Genomic DNA, 13,005 nt, shown 5'->3' with positions numbered 1-13,005 from the left:
ATTTTCTTTTGGCATTCCCCGCGTGCCGAGGCAACGGCGAGCCCTGCGGGTGTGACATTTTCAAGCACGGGTGTGACCCCTAAATCACGATGGATTCGCAAGCGAGCGACGCCGGACCCGCGCATTTCCTCATCACCCTCTAAACGGCCGCCGGCAAAACCAGTTCCGCACGCAACCCTCCCTCGTCCCGTCGCGACAGGGTGATGGTGCCCTGATACTCCCGGACGATCTCGCTGACGATCGAAAGACCGAGCCCGGTTCCGGGCTTGCTTTCGTCGAGCCGCTTGCCGCGCTTCATCGCCACTGCGATCTGGTCGGGATTGAGCCCCGGCCCGTCGTCGTCGATGTCGAGAACGATCCACTGCCGGCCGGGCTCCTTGGCATGAACCTCGCTCGGTGCCGGCCTGACATTCAGCCACACCTCGCCACGGGCGTGGCGGGCGGCATTTTCGAGCAGGTTGCCAACGGTCTCCTCGACGTCCTGCAGCTCCATGGCAAGAACCAGTCCCGGCGGGTTGATCGACAGATGGACCTGCTTTTCCGGATTGAGCTTGCGCATGACGCGCACGAGGCGTTCGAGCGCCGGCTGTGCTTCGGTCCGCGCCAGCACGGACTCGCGCTGCGCCGCAATCCGGGCGCGGCTCAGATAGGATTGAACCTGGGTCTGCATTGCATCGACCTGAGTGCGCACCAACTCGCCATGCGATGCCTCGAGCACCCGGGCCTCGTTGAGCAGGACCGCGATCGGTGTCTTCAGCGAATGGGCAAGATTGCCGACCTGCATGCGGGCGCGCTCGACGATGCGGCGGTTGCTGTCGATCAGGGCATTGACCTCGTTGGCGAGCGGCTGGATCTCACGCGGGAAAGCGCCGTCCAACCGTTCGCTTTCGCCGGCGCGGATCTTCTCCATCGAGCGCCGGACCTCATCGAGCGGCCTCAGGCCGAAGAGAATGGTGAGCGCGTTGACCCCGAGCCCTCCCAGACCGAAGATGGAGAGCGCGATCGTCAGGTTGCGGGTGAAGCGGTTGATATCGGCTTCGAGCACGTCGCGGTTGCCCGCCACGCGAAAGCGCGCCGTATGGCCCTGGATGTCGAGAACGACCTCGGTCTCGGAGACCTCGACCTCGTTCCCGAAGGGATCCTTGGTGGTGTAGAAGCGGACATAGCCGGTATCGAACGGCACCTCGTCGACGCTGGCGATCGGTAGCTTGCCGTTGCCGAGCGAGGTCGAGATCAGGGGCGGCGTATCGAACTCACCGATCGGATCGACGATCCAGTACCAGCCGGTCTGCGGCTGCGAAAACCGGAGGTCGCCAAGCTGCGGACTGCCCGACAGCACCGTCCTCTCGTTGACGGAGATCGAGTTGACGACGTTGAAGAGCTGGGCGCGCAGCAGGTCTTTGAAACCGCGCTCGGAGCCCTGGCGATAAAGCTCGGAAATCACCACGCCGATCACGACGAGAGCCACCACCGCCCAGACGGTGGAAACCACCAGAACGCGTGCGGTGAGCGATCTAATTGCCATTGCCCGGCGCTTGCATTCGGTATCCGAGACCGCGCACCGTTTCGATCAGATCGTTGCCGATCTTCTTGCGCAGCCGGCCGATGAACACTTCGATCGTATTGGAATCGCGATCGAAATCCTGATCGTACATATGCTCGACCAATTCTGTGCGCGAAACGACCTGGCCCATGTGGTGCATGAGATAGGAGAGCAGCCGGAACTCGTGCGACGTCAGCTTCAATGCGACGCCATCGACCGTTGCCTTGGAACCCTTGGTGTCGAGGCGCACTGGGCCGCAGACGATCTCCGAGCTCGCATGGCCGGCGGCGCGCCGGATCAGGGCGCGGATGCGGGCAAGAACTTCTTCGACGTGGAAGGGCTTGGCAACATAGTCGTCGGCGCCGGCATCGATGCCAGCCACCTTGTCGCTCCAGCGATCACGCGCAGTCAGGATCAGAACCGGCATGGTCTTGCCGTCGCCGCGCCATTTCTCAAGCACGGTGATGCCGTCCATTTCCGGCAAGCCGATATCGAGGATCACGGCATCATAGGGCTCGGCGTCGCCGAGATAGTGCCCCTCCTCGCCATCATAGGCCTGGTCAACGACGTAGCCGGCCTCCTTCAGCACCTCGGCGAGCTGCCGGTTCAGGTTGGCGTCGTCCTCGACAATCAGAATGCGCATCCGTCTTTACTTCCTCTCGCGGCCATCCTGCTGCATGCTTCGCCAAATCTGGCTGATTTAAGGATAAGAACACGCAGCCATTCAAAGTGCTACAGCGACCTTCGTACGCCTGATACGGCACGCGGCGCTGCAGGGATAGCCTACATCGGCACCTTGACGGTGACCTTCTTCGGCCTACCGCCATTGCCAGGAACAAGCACGGTGATCACGCACTGGCCATCGGACGTCGGCTGTGCCGACAGCAACTCGCCACCAGTGTCGGCAACGACCTGCGCTGCAGCCGCGCTGCAATCGCCGGACACACGAACGACAATATCCGACGGCACGCTGATCGCAGGCGGGCTGAAGCCGGCGAGGCCTGCAGCAAGCGCGGCTATGATCACTGGTGAAGACATGAACGCACTTTCGACTTGGGAAGCATCATGGCAGAAGCAATAACCGAACGAGGCTGAATGGCAAATGAATGTCGGCCATTTGGACCGGCAGGCACTACCGGGAAACGCATTACCTTCCCCGAAATCCGACCTTAGATTGCGGCGATTCTTCCCTGGTGGAAACCCGCATTGCTCATTCCCTTGCCAAGCCATAGCCGCTTCCTGCGACAGTTTTAGCGACGCAATCACGCGAGGAACACGGCCCGGAACCCAAGGCCACCAGACGACGCCAGCCAACGGTCAGCTTTCGTTAAGCATGTTTCGCTAGCATCTCTTCGCCGGCATGCGCTAACGCGAAAGAACCCGTTCCCGATCAAGCGCGGCATGGCTGCGCACGCATTTTCTCGATTCTTTTGAATCCTTTGGCGGCTGTCGCTCGCAGCGTGAATCAAACATCTCAGAAACTGATTCAGGTCCGTCGGCGCCGCTCCCGAACAAGGCTCAGCCATCGTGTCCTTCGAACCAGTCGACGCAATCCGTCATGACGGCACCGATCACGCCGCAGCACCGTTTCTCTCTTAATAGAGAGCCGCGAAACGGTTGGCCCTTTGCCGCAATCTATGCGCGTAAATTACTTCAAAAATACCTGCAACTTAAACCTGTTGACGTCCGGGCGCGATGCGTGCTGTGTATAAACGAAAAATTAATCGATTTAAAGATTTTTCAATCGTTTAAATGATTTAAGCCACTGATTTACAAAGCCTTTGCGATGTGAAATTGTCCGCCACACCTTACATCATGAAACCGTCACAGAACCCGGGAGGATCGCATGCAGACGCTCGCAAACAACCAGCCCGCATCTCAGCAGTCCAAAGTACCGCAATCGTTGCTCGACCGTTTCGAGAGCGAATGGCGTGAGATGCGCGCCGCGAGCGAGGCAACGCCGAAGCCGGTCGCACCGGCCGAATGAGGCCCGCCTGAGTGGCGCGCCTAGGCGTCACCGGCCCTTCACCTGCATATCCATAGATTGTCGTCGGACAGCGCCTGTTTAAGGCGTTTTTCGACATTCCGTAGCGAACCGGCGGTGAGCCTACCACCGCCGGTCGCGGCGTTTCCGGCCCTATGCCGTGGGTGATCGACCACTGACCGCAAAGGCCATAAACGCAGCCCGATCAGGCTCCGCCAGCGCCCTTCTCGAGCCCGCGCTTCAAGGACACTCCTTGCAATTTTTGTAGTGATTTTCAGCCTTTTTGCCATTCGGCAAAAGCATGTTAATCTTTCTTCATGCTGACGGAAGAGATCGAAAGACTCGCGCTAAGCCTGCCTGGAACGGAGGAGAATGCGCATTTCGGAACGCGAGATTTCCGCGTTGGGAAGCGTATTTTCATGAGCCTGCCGGAAGCCGGGCGCGCCGTTTTCAAGTTCACACCGGATCAGCAGCGCATGCTTCTGGAGATGGAACCCGGCGTCTGCGCCGCGGTGCCCGGCGGCTGGGGCGACCGTGGCTGGACCTCGCTCTATTTCGTCCAGGCCGACGAGGATCTCGTGCGGCAGTCGATGGAGACGGCGTGGCGCAACGTTGCGCCGAAGAGCCTCGTCAAGAAGAACGGCGGCAGCCATTAGAGGCGTCGCGGCCGACACACTGCCAAAACGATTCCGCCGCCTCGACTAACCCCTTGTCACTCCACGTTTTCCTGCCCCACTTCCAGCGGCCAGGTGACGAGATAATCCTCATAGTCGTCGACGTCGATGCCGTCTTCCGCAACGGTGCGGCCGCGGACGGAAATGCCCGCGGCGTGAACCGTTTCCGGATCGGCCGAAATCAACGGATGCCACCAGTAGAGATCGCGCCCTTCAGCCACCAGCCGGTAGCCGCAGGTCGGCGGCAGCCAGGTGATCTCGCGCACGGCCTTCGGCGTCAGCTGGATGCAGTCGGGCACGGTCGCCTGGCGGTTGGGATAGTCCTTGCAGCGACAGCTTTCGCCGTCGAGAAGCGTGCAGCGGATCGAGGTCCAGGCGATCTCGCCGGTGTCCCAATCCTCGAGCTTGTTGAGACAACAGAGGCCGCAGCCGTCACAGAGGCTTTCCCACTCGGTATCGGTCATGTCTTCAAGGCTTTTCGCCTTCCAGAAAGGCATTTCGCCCATCGTCATCACACTTTCGTCAAATCGCTCGCGATACAGAAATTTCGCAGAAAATTGCCGGTTTTTTAAGGCCGGCGGCGCGATATGCAAGTAGATTGGAATTTGACGCCGTGCAAATATTACATGGCGCCGGCATGATGCCGTAGAGCCTTCAGGTGGTTGAGACCGTGCGGGAACCGAGGAAAGACGATAATCGGCCGAAGAAACGGCACATCTTTCTCAGGATCGACTCCTGGATCGATTCCTCAGTCTGGAATGCCGGTTTCAAGCTGGGGCAATGGTGGGAAGACACCACCATCTTCTTCCGCCGCTTCCGCGTGACGGGCTGGAAAAAAGCCGTCTTCGAGGTGCTCGGCGAAGGCATGAACTGGGGCACTGTCGGTTCGGTGCTGATGCTGGCGCTCGCCCTTCCGGCCTTCGAGGAAACCAAGGGCAACTGGCGTGCCCAGAGCGATTTCGCCGTCACCTTCCTCGATCGTTACGGCAACGAGATCGGCCATCGTGGCATCATCCACGAAGATTCCGTACCGATCGACGAGCTGCCCGATCATCTGATCAAGGCGGTGCTGGCGACCGAAGACCGGCGCTTCTTCGACCATTGGGGCATCGACTTCCTCGGCCTTGCCCGCGCCATGACCGAAAATGCACGCGCCGGTGGAGTCGTCCAGGGCGGTTCGACACTGACGCAGCAGCTCGCCAAGAACCTCTTTCTGTCGAACGAGCGGACGATCGAGCGCAAGATCAAGGAAGCTTTCCTCGCCGTCTGGCTCGAATGCAACCTGTCGAAGAAGGAAATCCTCCGGCTCTATCTCGACCGCGCCTATATGGGCGGCGGCACCTTCGGTGCGGCAGCCGCGGCGCAGTTCTATTTCGGCAAGTCGATCACCGACGTGAGCCTTGCCGAGTCCGCGATGCTTGCCGGCCTCTTCAAGGCGCCAGCCCGCTACGCCCCGCACGTCAACCTGCCGGCCGCACGCGGACGCGCCAACGAGGTTCTGACCAACCTCGTCCAGGGCGGCCTGATGACCGAAGGCCAGGTGATCGCCGCACGCCTCAACCCGGCGACGGTCATCGACCGCGCCCAGGTGAAGGCGCCCGACTTCTTCCTCGACTGGGCTTTCGACGAAGTCCAGCGCATCGCCCGCCCCTTCGCACAGCATTCGCTGATCGTGCGCACCACGATCGACATGGGCCTGCAGAATGCCGCTGAAGATTCGGTGGAATCGAGCCTGCGCCAATATGGCGAGAGCTTCCGCGTGAAGCAGGGTGCGCTGGTGATGGTCGAAAACGGCGGCGCCGTGCGGGCCATGGTCGGCGGCCGCGACTATGGCGAGAGCCAGTTCAACCGTGCGACACGGGCCCTGCGTCAGCCGGGCTCTTCCTTCAAGGTCTATACCTACGCGGCAGCGATGGAAAAGGGCATGACGCCGGAAACGGTTGTCGTCGACGCGCCGATCACCTGGCGCGGATGGTCGCCGCAGAATTATGGCCGCAGCTATGCCGGCCGCATCACCATCCTGACGGCCATCGCCAAGTCGATCAACACCATTCCCGTGCGCCTCGCCAAGGACAAGCTCGGCACTGACCTGATCGCCCAGACGGCCAAGGACATGGGCATCGAGACGCCGATCCGCACGGACAAGACCATGCCGCTCGGCACCTCGGAAGTAACCGTGCTCGACCAGGCGACGGCGTACGCGGTCTTCCCAGCCGGTGGCATGCAGTCACGCCGGCACGGGATCAGCCAGGTCCTCAACTATGACGGCGACATTCTCTACGATTTCGGACGTGACGAGCCGCCGGCCCGGCGCATCCTCTCCGAAACCGCCAATACGTCGATGAACTCCATGCTGACGCAGATCCCGGTCATCGGTACGGCGCGCAAGGCCGCGCTCGACAACGGCATCGTCGTCGGCGGCAAAACCGGCACAACACAGGCCTATCGCGACGCCTGGTTCGTGGGCTTCACCGGCGACTATACGACCGCGGTCTGGTTCGGCAACGACGACTACACCTCGACCAACAACATGACCGGCGGCTCGTTGCCGGCGATGACCTTCAAGCGGCTGATGGACTACGCCGAACAGGGCATCGAACACCGGACGATCCCGGGGATCACCGCGCCGACGGCGCCGGCGAAGCAGCCGCCGCAGGTGGCAACCGCGAAGCCGGACGAAAACGCATTGCCGCCGCTGGTGCGGCCACGCTCGCTTTCGACCGATGTCACCCGGCTGCTGCGCAGCATCGGCGAGACCTTCGAAAAGGCCCCCGCACTGAAGGCGCCCGAGAAGGCCGGCGGCAAGCTTGCCTCTCTCGGCGCGGATGATGAACCACGGTCCGCACAGGCGAAGCCCGATGCCGCCAGCAACTGACGTTTCGGGCATGTCCACTCTTCTTCCGCTTCGCGATTGCGGTGTCGGGTTCGGGACCGGCGACGCGGTCGCCGTTGCGCCGGGCGCGGATTTCGGCGACATAGGGTGTCAACGCGGCGGTGCTACGCCGCAGGACCATATCCGGTAGAGTCGCCCTTGTTTCGAATCCCCTTCCTCGTCGCGCTTACCCTTGCCATCGCCTTCGGCGGCGGCATCGCCTCGGCGGTATGGGCGTTGAAAGCGACCGTCGGCTTCGGCTCGATCGCGATCGGCCCCTGGGTCGCCTTTCCCGAGGCGCAGACGGCCAATGCCGACCCCTATGCCAAGGCACATCGGGCGCGCGCCGGCGAGTTGCTCTATGGCGGCGCCGAAGGGCTGATGTTCAGTGCCCAGGTCGATAGCAAGGGCGAGAAGCTTCAGGCGGCCTGCTCCTATGATGTTGCGGGGCTGACGCCGCAGGCCCGGTTCTGGACGCTTTACGCCGCAAATGCCGAAGGCCTGCCACTGAGGCCCGGTTCCGACCTCCCCTCGGCGCTCAATTCCTGGAGCGTTCTGCGCGGCGAAAACAGCAACTTCAGCATCCATGTGTCGCCGAATGCGAAGCCCGACAACTGGCTGGCCGTGCGCCACTCGGGCACGTTCCGGCTGGTGCTGACGCTGCTCGATACGCCGACGGCCGGCTCGTCCGGCCTGATCGATCTCGCCATGCCGGTTATCACCAAGACGGGTTGCGGCGATGCGTAGCGTGCTCTTCGCCACAATTCTCGGTCTGGTCGGCGCCGCCCTGCTGCACATCATCATCGTGCTGGCGCTGCCGCAGTTCACCGGCCGCGATGCCTATACCCGCATCCTCGGGCTTTTGGAGATGGACAGCTTCTTTGCGCTGACCAGCACACCAGGGCCGACTGGCCTTGCCAATGACGATCCTTATCTGAGAACCGCGGTCTGCAGCTTCTCGATCTCGGATGGACCGGCGCGTTTCCTCGCAAGCGGCAACGTGCCGTTCTGGTCGCTCGCCGTCTTCGACGGCAATTCGAACGAGGTCTTCAGCATGAACGACCACACGGCGGTCAACGGCAAACTGGACCTTGTCGTCGCAACGCCAATCCAGTTGGTCGAGTTGCGAAAATCTCCGCCACAGGCGCTTGCACAATCGATCATGGTCGAGATGAAGGAACAGGATGGCTTTGCCGTGCTGAGAGCGATGGCGCCGGTCGACAGCTTTGAAGAGCAGGTCCGGAACTTCCTTGCGGAATCGACCTGCGAACCGTTCCGTCGCTAGACCATCCGCTATGGTCGTCGAGCAACAGCGGCAAGCTAAGAAAATCCACGCCGAGATGCGCGGCGATGATTCGATGCCCCGTCGGGCGCAGCAGTGCATGGGGGATGAGCCCGCAGAACCGGGCAAGGACAGTGTCTTGAACGCGACCGTTTGTGTGGCCTAATACGCAGGAGTGCCGCGGCTCACTGCTTCTTGATGCGGCGTCCGTCCGGCGCTGTCGGCTGCGGGTCGCGATCGAGGCGCTCGTAGCGGATGCCGGTGAACAGCAGCACTTTCGCTCCACCCGAAATGGCCGGAGGCCGGTGCGGCGGTATACGAACCTTGCGGTCCTGAATTCTGATAACGTCTGCCATGCTCGTCTCCACAAATCTTGAGACGGATGAACTACCGTACAGATTTCACCCTGCCCTTCTCGGGCCAGCGCATTTTCCCAGATCTTTCCTGGACAGGCGCGCCTTTCTCGTTTGCTCCTTCTTCCGGTCGCCCGGATGTTGCTGTTCTGGTTCACGACGCGACCCGATGATACCGGGTCCGCTTCGATTGAGCCACAGGTTGGTTAACAGATTACTAATAAACGATCTGCAACCCCAACCTGCGTTCAGTATGTCTGTCGAACGGTCCCGGCGATGTATCCAAGGTAACAACGGCAATCCGGGCGAAGACCCGCCTCACCCGCTAGCGCCGGGACATCAAACCGAACAGGAAGGACACGCCCGCAACGGCAACCAGGGTCGACAGAGGCTCTTCGCGCACACGCTCGCGCACGCGCTCAGCCAGAAGATCCGCCTCGCCCTGCACAACCGCTTTCGTGCTCGTTCCGATCGCCGTGACCGCTTCCGTCAGGCGGGCGATTTCCGCGCGCAGCTCGGCGATCTGTGCGTCAACCTCGGCGCGGGCGTCCGATTCGGCTTCACTCACGGCAACTTTTTCCACCGCTTGCAGTTTCTTTTCGACCATTACAACGCTCCCTTGTCTGCGCGGGCTCAACGCGCCGGCTGGCGTTTGGTTCCGCCAAAAACCGTTGAAAGCAGGTTCGCGAAACGCAAAACGGGCGACCAGGGCCGCCCGTTTTTTCCCATCAGACAAGGCGCGCCGACGCGCCGTGTGCGGATCAGTTCTCGCAGTAGGGATCGTCGATCTGGCAGCGAACCATCGGAGCCGGACGGGCGCGCTCATAGACGGTGCCGTCGTCCTGTCGCACGCGCACGCCGTCGTCGCGGCGTTCCCAATCACGCCGATCCTCGCGTTCCGTGCGCTGACGGCGCCATTCGTCGTCGCGCCACTTGTCCTCGTCGCGCTGCCGGCGCTCCCAGTCGCGCTGATTGCTGCGCCGCTCACGCTCCCAGTCACGGCGCTCGCGCTCGCGCTGCCGCTCCCAATCGCGGCGATCACGCCGGTCATCGACCCAATCCGGTCCGCGGCGCCAGCGATCGCGTTCACGATAGAAATCGCGGCCGCGGTAGTTGCGGTCCCAATAGCTGTCGAACTGGAAGACAACCGTCGGAATGCCGAGCGGGCGATAATAACGCGGTTCGACATAGACGCGGTTGCGTCGATAGTCGGCCTGGACATAACGGCCGGCAACCCAGCCACGGCCGCCGTAGAACGACACGTCGCACCACGGCAGATCCGCAAGGCAGCCATGGATTTCGACTGATTCGCCAACCGGGATCATCGACACCGCCGGGTAGCGCGTGCTCGGACCGGAGCGCATGTTGACGTTGGCGGTAGCAAAACCCTCGGCAGCCTGCGCAATCGCCGGAGCCACAAGGAGCGCGCAGACCGCCGCTGCGCGCAGAATAAATTTCTTCACAGTTCCATATCTCCCATGGAGAGGCCCCTCTTCACACGGCCCCCAACGTCGGCGGGCGTCCGGGCCCTTCACCGTCGCCGCGATAACTCATGACAGCATGTGGATTTTTTATGGCTACGGCCGCGGATGTCCCCGAGATTTGCGGTGCCGGCGCGGCGATCCGTAGGCGCTCCGCCCGCCCTCGGTGTGCCGCAAGCCTGAATAAAGCTCCAACATCCATAGTTAACAGTACGCTAACGCTTTTCTTCTAATTTTTGCGACGTGTGCCGTTCCGGATCGCCGGCAATGGCGATCATGTTTTGCGTGCAGGGAATTATCGTGACGGATCGCTTTCGTGAGTTGGAAAGGCCACAGACTGGCCGCTTGAAGGACGTCGTCCTGATGGCGACCGTCACCGGTTTCGAAAGCCTGCGTTTTCCCCGCAAGTCCGACATGAAGCAATTTGCCGAGCTGTTCGAGCCGCTCTTCCTTGGTTCCAGCAACGAAGCCCGCCGGCAGGCTGCAGCCGCCCTTTCGCAATGCCAGCAAATTCCAGAGACAGTCGCAGCGCTGATCGGCGGTATGCCGATCGCCATCGCGGCAATTTTCCTGACCCGTTCGAAGGCGATCGCGGACCGTACGCTGATAACGATCATCCGTGAGCGCGGGCCGGAACATGCCGCCGCCATTGGCCGCCGCCCGAACCTCTCTCCGCTCGTCGTCGATGCGCTCGTCGAACATCACAACCCGCCGGGACTGGCAGCGCGCAGCAGCGCCGTGAAAGCGGCAGCAGCAGAGCAAGCGAGCCAGGAAGACGAAGCCGCTTCATTGCGTACAGCGCGCGAAGAGGCGCTTCGCCGCGAGATCAAGGCGCTCGCTGGCGCCCGTCCGCAAAATATTCCACAGACGCCGTCGTCCGCGACGATGACAGACGTACATGCCGCTCTGCTCGTGCGTTTTGCGAGGAGCGGCGAGATTATCCTGTTCTCGCGTGTCCTCGGTCAGGCGCTCGGCACCAGGGATGCGCAGGTCGAGCGCATCCTGCTCGATATTTCCGGACAGATGCTGGCAACGAGCCTGGTCGCACTCGACGTCGATGTGGCCGATGCCGGCTTCGTGCTTCAGGCCCTCTATCCACATCTTCGCGAGCCCTTTGGCGAAACCAGCCATGCCGCCGCCTTGATTGGCGCCATAGACCGCACCGCCTGTCGCGCGCAGCTCGATGCCTGGCTCGAGGCGGAAGCCGAAAACGCGGCGCCCGCGGCAAGGCACGAAGCCTATTTTGCCGAAAATACTGCAAACGACACGCGCCACGTTGGCCCGCGCAAAGTTGCAGCAACGTCCGTCAACGGCCAGCCGCAGCGACTATTTGGCCGCCGCCGCGGCTGACACATGCTGCCGTTCATGCGGGCATGTCTTGCAACTTCGGCGATGGAGCCGACCTTCCCGCCCTAGAAAAGCTGCTTCATCGCGTCGATGATCCAGCTCCACTCACGACCGGTCGGAGCCTGCGGCGCCTGCCCCTGCAACACCGCCATCAATTCCTGGTAACGCGCCGAACGGGCGTGGTGCTTGCGATACTGTTCGAGCTGCCAATCCAGGAAAACCTGATCCGGAGCCCGCTTCATCGCCCTTGCCGACTGCGCCAGCCACTCGGCAGCGATCTCTCTGCCGAGGGCCGACTGGGGCCCCAGGCCATTGTCGATCGCCGCTCTCACCCGCGCAAAGGTGGCATCGGCGGCTTGAGCGTAGGCGGCGGGATCGAACTCCTGCGTCCACAGGTCCGACATGTGGGCGCGCATCTCAGCGGCATAGGCCTTGTCCGACAGCATCTCCATCAGTTCCGCCCAGGCGTCGACCTGTTCGGCTGTCGGGTCGTCCGGCAGGTCCGGCGTACCGGCATCCATCATTTTCGTCTTCCACGCCGCATCCATCGGCGCGCCGCCGGCGACGTCATCATAGAAACGCTCGAGCGCGGCACGAAATTCCGTCTTTGAAATTTTGGTCACGATCCACAATCTCCTGAGATCCGTTGGGGAGGGTTCATGGATCCTCAAAGCCATTCTCAAGGCCGTGGCGATCCGGCGCTTTGACCGGATTTCCGTTTCGAGCGTTCGAAGCCGCAAAGCCAGAACGTCGGTAAACGAGGTTCGGCTGGCCAGGATCTTGCTGATGTCCGCGAGGCTCACGCCCGCTTCACGCAGGGCAAGGACGAGGTCCAGCCGCGCCAGGTCGGCCCCGGAATACATGCGGTAACCGCTCTCCGTCCGTGTGGACGGTGGCAGCAACCCCTTGTCCGAGTAAAACCGAAGCCGCCTGACCGGTACGCCGCTCAGCTTCGAAACTTCGCCTATCGAAAAGATCTGATCGTCCATAAACGCGTCCTACCGCCTCCACCAAGTGGAGAGTCAAGCAGGTCGGCGCATTCGGCAAGACGGCGTCAGGGCCGGCCTTTTCCATCTTCGGCAACGACCTCGAACAGATCGCCGCGGTCGTCCAGCTCGATCTCCACGATCCAGCAATCCGGATCGAAGCGGATCTCGCTTGCAAGCGCCGCGTCGACCTGCTCGGCGTCGCTGTCGCTGAGCCGCACTTCGAACTTGCGGCCGAGATCAATCTCGTCGGCGAAGAAATTCTGCGGCGCCGGGGCAAAGAGCGTCTCGGTGCCCAAACGCGTCCGCTGGCGAATGAAGATCGCGCCGGCGTCCTCTGCTCCCTTGCGCAGCACCGCGGCATAGCCGCCAAGCGAAAACGCACGACGCAGCAGGGACGAGACGAAGATGTAGGACTTCAGGCGCATGGGAGGCTGATACACGCGCGGAGCGAAGGAGGCAAACCGCAGCTGAGCGACGACA

At 62.1% G+C, this 13,005-nt stretch carries 15 protein-coding genes and 1 pseudogene; 6 read left to right on the top strand and 10 right to left on the bottom strand.

Annotated elements, in window-relative coordinates; all coding sequences use genetic code 11:
* Positions 1 to 139 precede the first annotated feature (139 nt).
* The 3 genes from AC3WVQ_RS03700 to AC3WVQ_RS03690 all read right to left on the bottom strand — a co-directional run bounded on the left by AC3WVQ_RS03700 (position 140) and on the right by AC3WVQ_RS03690 (position 2,581).
* Entirely contained in the window at positions 140 to 1,525 is a 1,386-nt protein-coding gene (locus tag AC3WVQ_RS03700; RefSeq protein WP_034789363.1) for an ATP-binding protein, read from the bottom strand.
* Entirely contained in the window at positions 1,515 to 2,186 is a 672-nt protein-coding gene (gene feuP / locus AC3WVQ_RS03695; protein ID WP_034789361.1) for a two-component system response regulator FeuP, read from the bottom strand. The genes AC3WVQ_RS03700 and feuP overlap by 11 nt, the downstream gene beginning before the upstream one ends.
* A 140-nt stretch (positions 2,187 to 2,326) precedes the next feature.
* Positions 2,327 to 2,581 carry a hypothetical protein gene (locus AC3WVQ_RS03690; RefSeq protein WP_034789359.1) on the bottom strand — a complete coding sequence of 85 codons (255 nt, stop codon included), beginning with the start codon at positions 2,579 to 2,581 and terminating at the stop codon, positions 2,327 to 2,329.
* 808 nt (positions 2,582 to 3,389) lie between these two features.
* Here AC3WVQ_RS03690 and AC3WVQ_RS03685 point away from each other — a divergent pair.
* Positions 3,390 to 3,530 carry a hypothetical protein gene (locus AC3WVQ_RS03685; protein ID WP_164475066.1) on the top strand — a complete coding sequence of 47 codons (141 nt, stop codon included), beginning with the start codon at positions 3,390 to 3,392 and terminating at the stop codon, positions 3,528 to 3,530.
* Between the two features lie 314 nt (positions 3,531 to 3,844).
* Positions 3,845 to 4,183 (top strand): MmcQ/YjbR family DNA-binding protein, encoded by a 339-nt coding sequence (locus AC3WVQ_RS03680; RefSeq protein ID WP_034789357.1) that lies wholly within the window; start codon positions 3,845 to 3,847, stop codon positions 4,181 to 4,183.
* A gap of 56 nt (positions 4,184 to 4,239) precedes the next feature.
* Here AC3WVQ_RS03680 and AC3WVQ_RS03675 read toward each other — a convergent pair whose 3' ends face one another.
* Positions 4,240 to 4,707: a YcgN family cysteine cluster protein gene (locus tag AC3WVQ_RS03675; protein WP_034789489.1), complete on the bottom strand. Its 468-nt coding sequence runs from the start codon at positions 4,705 to 4,707 to the stop codon at positions 4,240 to 4,242.
* Positions 4,708 to 4,859: 152 nt separating this feature from the next.
* On the opposite strand from AC3WVQ_RS03675, the gene AC3WVQ_RS03670 reads away from it, so the two are divergent.
* The 3 genes from AC3WVQ_RS03670 (at position 4,860) to AC3WVQ_RS03660 (ending at position 8,358) form a co-directional block, all read left to right on the top strand.
* Positions 4,860 to 7,076, top strand: coding sequence for a transglycosylase domain-containing protein (locus AC3WVQ_RS03670; RefSeq protein WP_090294666.1), 2,217 nt, complete (start codon positions 4,860 to 4,862; stop codon positions 7,074 to 7,076).
* Positions 7,077 to 7,232: 156 nt separating this feature from the next.
* A complete protein-coding gene (locus AC3WVQ_RS03665) occupies positions 7,233 to 7,820 on the top strand; it encodes a DUF1214 domain-containing protein (RefSeq protein WP_034789353.1) in 588 nt (195 codons plus the stop codon).
* A complete protein-coding gene (locus AC3WVQ_RS03660; RefSeq protein WP_034789350.1) occupies positions 7,813 to 8,358 on the top strand; it encodes a DUF1254 domain-containing protein in 546 nt (181 codons plus the stop codon). Before AC3WVQ_RS03665 ends, AC3WVQ_RS03660 begins: the two co-directional genes overlap by 8 nt.
* A gap of 182 nt (positions 8,359 to 8,540) precedes the next feature.
* Here the strand turns inward: AC3WVQ_RS03660 and AC3WVQ_RS03655 are convergent, their stop codons facing one another.
* The 3 genes from AC3WVQ_RS03655 to AC3WVQ_RS03645 form a co-directional block, all read right to left on the bottom strand.
* Entirely contained in the window at positions 8,541 to 8,711 is a 171-nt protein-coding gene (locus AC3WVQ_RS03655; protein WP_164475067.1) for a hypothetical protein, read from the bottom strand.
* 322 nt (positions 8,712 to 9,033) lie between these two features.
* Positions 9,034 to 9,315 carry a hypothetical protein gene (locus tag AC3WVQ_RS03650; protein WP_060516210.1) on the bottom strand — a complete coding sequence of 94 codons (282 nt, stop codon included), beginning with the start codon at positions 9,313 to 9,315 and terminating at the stop codon, positions 9,034 to 9,036.
* 154 nt (positions 9,316 to 9,469) lie between these two features.
* Complete coding sequence (locus AC3WVQ_RS03645) at positions 9,470 to 10,171, bottom strand: SH3 domain-containing protein (protein ID WP_090294668.1); 702 nt, start codon at positions 10,169 to 10,171, stop codon at positions 9,470 to 9,472.
* A 294-nt stretch (positions 10,172 to 10,465) separates the two neighbouring features.
* Between AC3WVQ_RS03645 and AC3WVQ_RS03640 the strand changes: the two genes are divergently transcribed.
* Positions 10,466 to 11,539 (top strand): DUF2336 domain-containing protein, encoded by a 1,074-nt coding sequence (locus tag AC3WVQ_RS03640; RefSeq protein ID WP_090294808.1) that lies wholly within the window; start codon positions 10,466 to 10,468, stop codon positions 11,537 to 11,539.
* Between the two features lie 62 nt (positions 11,540 to 11,601).
* Here AC3WVQ_RS03640 and AC3WVQ_RS03635 read toward each other — a convergent pair whose 3' ends face one another.
* From AC3WVQ_RS03635 to AC3WVQ_RS03625, 3 genes and pseudogenes are all read right to left on the bottom strand, one after another.
* Positions 11,602 to 12,159, bottom strand: a complete 558-nt coding sequence (locus AC3WVQ_RS03635; RefSeq protein ID WP_348646560.1) for a hypothetical protein — start codon at positions 12,157 to 12,159, stop codon at positions 11,602 to 11,604.
* 156 nt (positions 12,160 to 12,315) lie between these two features.
* Positions 12,316 to 12,525 (bottom strand): annotated as a pseudogene (locus AC3WVQ_RS03630) (MerR family transcriptional regulator); the annotation flags it as partial.
* Positions 12,526 to 12,590: 65 nt separating this feature from the next.
* Positions 12,591 to 12,950, bottom strand: a complete 360-nt coding sequence (locus AC3WVQ_RS03625) for a DUF1491 family protein (protein WP_090294672.1) — start codon at positions 12,948 to 12,950, stop codon at positions 12,591 to 12,593.
* Positions 12,951 to 13,005 lie beyond the last annotated feature (55 nt).

The organism is Ensifer sp. EB106-05-01-XG146 (assembly GCF_058791875.1).
This window is presented reverse-complemented; position numbering and strand designations above follow the sequence as displayed.

Bases quoted from the DNA above. Each gene is read 5' to 3' on its own strand.
- AC3WVQ_RS03700 (WP_034789363.1), bottom strand. From the start codon at position 1,525: ATGGCAATTAGATCGCTCACCGCACGCGTTCTGGTGGTTTCCACCGTC.
- feuP (WP_034789361.1), bottom strand. From the start codon at position 2,186: ATGCGCATTCTGATTGTCGAGGACGACGCCAACCTGAACCGGCAGCTC.
- AC3WVQ_RS03690 (WP_034789359.1), bottom strand. From the start codon at position 2,581: ATGTCTTCACCAGTGATCATAGCCGCGCTTGCTGCAGGCCTCGCCGGC.
- AC3WVQ_RS03685 (WP_164475066.1), top strand. From the start codon at position 3,390: ATGCAGACGCTCGCAAACAACCAGCCCGCATCTCAGCAGTCCAAAGTA.
- AC3WVQ_RS03680 (WP_034789357.1), top strand. From the start codon at position 3,845: ATGCTGACGGAAGAGATCGAAAGACTCGCGCTAAGCCTGCCTGGAACG.
- AC3WVQ_RS03675 (WP_034789489.1), bottom strand. From the start codon at position 4,707: ATGGGCGAAATGCCTTTCTGGAAGGCGAAAAGCCTTGAAGACATGACC.
- AC3WVQ_RS03660 (WP_034789350.1), top strand. From the start codon at position 7,813: ATGCGTAGCGTGCTCTTCGCCACAATTCTCGGTCTGGTCGGCGCCGCC.
- AC3WVQ_RS03655 (WP_164475067.1), bottom strand. From the start codon at position 8,711: ATGGCAGACGTTATCAGAATTCAGGACCGCAAGGTTCGTATACCGCCG.
- AC3WVQ_RS03650 (WP_060516210.1), bottom strand. From the start codon at position 9,315: ATGGTCGAAAAGAAACTGCAAGCGGTGGAAAAAGTTGCCGTGAGTGAA.
- AC3WVQ_RS03640 (WP_090294808.1), top strand. From the start codon at position 10,466: ATGTTTTGCGTGCAGGGAATTATCGTGACGGATCGCTTTCGTGAGTTG.
- AC3WVQ_RS03625 (WP_090294672.1), bottom strand. From the start codon at position 12,950: ATGCGCCTGAAGTCCTACATCTTCGTCTCGTCCCTGCTGCGTCGTGCG.